This window comes from Roseomonas rosulenta, assembly GCF_016106005.1.
GTDB classification, from domain to species: Bacteria; Pseudomonadota; Alphaproteobacteria; order Acetobacterales; family Acetobacteraceae; genus Neoroseomonas; species Neoroseomonas rosulenta.
Window position 1 is genome coordinate 1 of sequence record NZ_JACADR010000353.1, and the last position, 3929, is coordinate 3929.

Sequence of the window (3929 nt, forward strand, 5' to 3'; positions counted from 1 at the left end):
CGGGGCATCGAGGCTCTCGGCCGCGACCGCGGCGCGCGGCGCGGCCGCGATCGGCAAGGGCGGCCGGTCGGCGGGCGACGCCGCTTCCGCCAATGCGCGGCTGCGCTCGCCATCCACCGCGATGCGCACCTGGGCGCTGCCGCCGGCGGGAATGCCGAGCAGCGTGGCGGCGCGGTCCGACAGGCCGATGACGCGCCCGGCGTTCGCCGGCCCGCGGTCGTTCACCCGCACCAGCAACGTGCGCCCGGTCTCGAGGTTCGTCACCGCCACCACCGCGGGCAGTTGCAGCGTGCGATGGGCGGCGAGCGCCCGGCTGTCGCTCCAGGCCTCGCCATTCGCGGTGCGCGCGTTCCAGCCGGCGGGGGCATGCCGCGTCGCGAGGCCGGTCTCGACGAGCGCGAAATCCTCGCGCGGGTAGGACCAGGTGCCGCCCAACCGGTAGGGCTCGCCCACCAGGTAGCGCGCCGGCGGGCTGGCGCAGCCGGCCAGCAGTGCCGCCAGCAGCAGGCTTGCGCCCCTCACCCCACGCGGTCCGACAGCAGACCGACCGCGAGCCCGTAATTGACCGGCGAATTGTAGCGGCGGATCACGCGCAGGTTGTGATGGCCGAGGAAGACTTGGCCCGACCCGCGCGAGGGCAGCACGACCTGCGCCTCGGGCCCGTCGGGCAGCGGCCCGCCGGCGGCGGTGCGGAAGCCCAGCCGGTTGAATTCGCGCAGCGGTCGGCGCGTCTCGGTATCCGCGCCGGCCAGCGCGAAGCCCGGCGGCGGGCGCACTTCCATTCCCCAGGATTCGCCCTCGCGCCAGCCATTGCGCTGGAAGTAGTGGGCGATCGACCCCAGCGCGTCGGCCCGGCTGTCCCAGATGTCGCGCCGCCCGTCGCCGTCGAAATCCACCGCCAGGCGGTCGAAGTTCGACGGCATGAATTGCGGCTGGCCCATCGCGCCGGCCCAGGAGCCGCGCATGCGGTCGGCGCGGATATGGCCTTCGTCCAGGATCTTCAGCGCGGCGAACAATTCGTTGCGGAAATAGGATGCGCGGCGGCCTTCCCAGGCCAGGGTGGCCAGCGCCTCGACCACGCCGAAGCCGCCGGTGGTGGTGCCGAAGTTGGTCTCGACGCCCCAGATGGCGACGATCACGCGCGGGGAGACGCGGTAGCGCTGCTCGATCTGGCGCAGCAAGGCGGTGTTCTCGCGATACATCCGCTGGCCGTTCTGGATGCGGGTCGGATTGACCATCACCCGGTCTCGGTACTCCTCCCAAGGAAGCGCGCCTTCCGCCTGGCGGCGGTCCAGCTCGATGACGCGGCGGTTCGCCTGCACGCCGGCGAAAGCGGCGTTGACCGTGGCCTGGGAGATGCCGCGCCGCCGTGCCTCGGTCTTCACGCCCTCGAGGAAGCGATCGAAGGAGACGGAGGAGACCGGGGTTACCGGCAGCGCCGCGTCCGGCGCCGTGTTGGCGACCGGCGTCTCCGGCAGGGTGGCAGCCGCGCCGCATCCGGCGAGCGGGGCGGCGGCGAGGAAGACTCGGCGCGGGATCATCCCGACCACGTGCCACGCGCCCCCCGGCGATGCAAACGCTGGTTGTGCGCCTTGGCCGCGCCGCCGGGAGTGCTACAAGACCGCAACCCCAGGAGGACAACGCCATGGCCGCCGTCACGCGCGAACTCGCCGCCTTCACCGCTTCCATGCGCTTCGAGGCCCTGCCGGCCGAGGTGCAGGACCGCACCCGCTTCCTGGTGCTCGACCTGGTCGGAAACATGCTGCGCGGGCGTCACGATGCCGAGAGCACGGCGCCGCTGCTGGCGGCGGTGCGTTCGCTGGGCCTCGCGGCGGGATCGGCCGCGGTGTTCGGCGATTCGGCGCGCTACACCCCGGCCGGTGCGGCGCTCGTCAACGGCACCACGGCGCATTCGCTCGACTTCGACGACACCCATGCCGCCGGCACGCTGCATCCCGGCGCGCCGGTGATCCCGGCCGCGCTGGCCGCCGCCGAGATGGTGGGCGCAGATGGCCGCACCGTGCTGGGCGCCATCGTCGCGGGCTATGAGGTGACCTGCCGCTTGGCGCTGTCGCTGCCGGGCGGGGACCATTACGAGCGCGGCTACCACCCGACCGCGACCTGCGGCGCCTTCGGCGCGGCGGCGGCGGCGGCGCGCGTCTTCGGGCTTTCCGCCGCGCAGGTCGAGGACGCCTTCGGCATCGCGCTGTCGCAGGCGGCGGGCAGCCTGCAGTTCCTGGCGAACGGCGCCTGGACCAAGCGCTTCCAGGTGGGCTGGTCGGCGCTGAACGGCCTGACCGCCGCATCCCTGGCGCGCGAGGGCTTCCGCGGCGCCGGCGAGGCGCTGGAAGGGCGCGCCGGCTTCCTGCGCGCCTATGCGCCCAACCCGAAGCCCGAGCGTGCCTTGCAGGGCCTCGGGTCGGAGTGGGAGCTGATGGAGACGGCGGTGAAGCCCTACCCGTCCTGCCGCTACGGCCATGCGAACGTGGATGCGGCGCTCGCACTTCGTGCCGAGCTCGGCCTCAAGGCCGAGGAGATCGAGAGCGTCACCATGGGCCTGCCCAACAAGGGCATGCTGCTGGTGGGCGCACCGCTGCAGTACAAGCAGAACCCGCAGAACATCGTGGACGGCCAGTTCTCGGGCCCCTTCGTGGTGGCCTGCGCGCTGGCGCGCGGCCATTTCGGCTGGGACAGCTACGCCTGGCTGCAGGATGCGGACCTGCGCACCCTCATGCGCAAGATCACCCCGGCCGAGGATGCCGAGGTCGAGGCCGACTTCCCCGAATACATGTCCGGCAAGCTGACGGTGAATGCGCGCGGCCAGACCTTCGTGAAGAAGATCCAGGTGCCCAAGGGCGAGCCCGCCAATTTCCTGACGGAGGCCGAGCTGCGTGCCAAGTTCCACGGCCTGGCCGATGCGGTGCTGGGCGCCGAGCGTGCGAGGCAGCTCGCCGATGCCGTGCTGAACCTCGACAAGGCCGCGGACGTGAACGGCATGATGCGGCTCGGCGCGCCGATGATGGCCGCGCGGCTCGCCGGGGAATAGAACGCCTGCATGCGGAAGGGTGGCCGAGCGGTCGATGGCAGCGGTCTTGAAAACCGCCAGGGTGCAAGCCCTCGTGGGTTCGAATCCCACCCCTTCCGCCACCGCATGAGCCGGCCGCGCGCTTGAGCCTTCTCGTCGCGCCGCTGCACGGGCTGCTGGTACTGGTCGCGCTCGGCGCCGCGGCCGGCGGCATCCGCGCCATGGCCGCCTGGCAGCACCTGCCGCGCCGCTTCCTGTTCACCGCCTTCGGTACCGCCGCCTGCATCGCCATTGCCGTGCTGGGCGCGGATGCGCTGCTGGGCGGCGCGCCCGCGATGGGCTGGCGCCTGGCGCCCCGGCTCCTCGTCGAGGCCATGCTGCCGCTCGCCTTTCTGCTGCTCGTGCGCTCCTACCGCCGCGCCGATGCCGACCGGCTGAAGGCGCTGCAGGCCGCACCCGTGAACCCGCATACGAGCCTGCCCAATCGCGCGCTGCTGATCGAGCAGGCGGTCCCTGCCCTGGCGCGCTGCCAGCGCGACCGGATACCCGCCTCGGTCGTCGCCGCCGGCGTCGATGGCCTCCCCGCGATGGCCGCCGAGCGCGGGCCGCGCGCCGCCGATGCCGTGACGCGCGACTTCGCTGCCGTGTTCCGCGACGCGACGCGCGCGGGCGACCTGCCGGGCCATGCGGGCACGGGCGTCATCACCGCACTCCTGCCCTCCGCAACCACCGAGGCGGCGGCGGTCATGGCCGACCGGCTGCGCCGCGAGGCTTCGGCCCGCGTCGCGCATCCGGGCATGGATGGCAGGCGCCTGACGGTGAGCGTCGGCATTGCCCCGGTCGGCGACGGGCCGGTCCGCGCCGTGCTGGCGGAGGCGATCGCGGCGGCGGAGGCCGCCCTCGC

4 protein-coding genes and 1 tRNA gene are annotated in these 3929 nt (G+C 73.3%); 3 read left to right on the forward strand and 2 right to left on the reverse strand.

What is annotated here, in order from left to right; all coding sequences use genetic code 11:
• A partial coding sequence (locus HW578_RS23950) for a septal ring lytic transglycosylase RlpA family protein (protein WP_369407965.1) occupies positions 1-522 on the reverse strand: 522 nt, incomplete at its 3' end.
• Entirely contained in the window at positions 519-1541 is a 1023-nt protein-coding gene (locus HW578_RS23955; RefSeq protein ID WP_198373218.1) for a lytic murein transglycosylase, read from the reverse strand. The genes HW578_RS23950 and HW578_RS23955, both read right to left, overlap by 4 nt.
• Positions 1542-1645: 104 nt before the next feature.
• Here HW578_RS23955 and HW578_RS23960 point away from each other — a divergent pair, with 104 nt between their 5' ends.
• From HW578_RS23960 to HW578_RS23970, 3 genes are all read left to right on the forward strand, one after another.
• Positions 1646-3046 carry an MmgE/PrpD family protein gene (locus HW578_RS23960; protein WP_198373219.1) on the forward strand — a complete coding sequence of 467 codons (1401 nt, stop codon included), beginning with the start codon at positions 1646-1648 and terminating at the stop codon, positions 3044-3046.
• 13 nt (positions 3047-3059) lie between these two features.
• Positions 3060-3147 (forward strand) — tRNA-Ser (locus HW578_RS23965).
• 21 nt (positions 3148-3168) lie between these two features.
• On the forward strand, positions 3169-3929 hold a 761-nt coding region (locus HW578_RS23970), incomplete at its 3' end, for a GGDEF domain-containing protein (RefSeq protein WP_198373220.1).

What these genes read in the sequence shown, in the direction of transcription:
- HW578_RS23955 (WP_198373218.1), bottom strand. Translation starts at nt 1,541, where the DNA reads ATGATCCCGCGCCGAGTCTTCCTCGCCGCCGCCCCGCTCGCCGGATGC.
- HW578_RS23960 (WP_198373219.1), top strand. Translation starts at nt 1,646, where the DNA reads ATGGCCGCCGTCACGCGCGAACTCGCCGCCTTCACCGCTTCCATGCGC.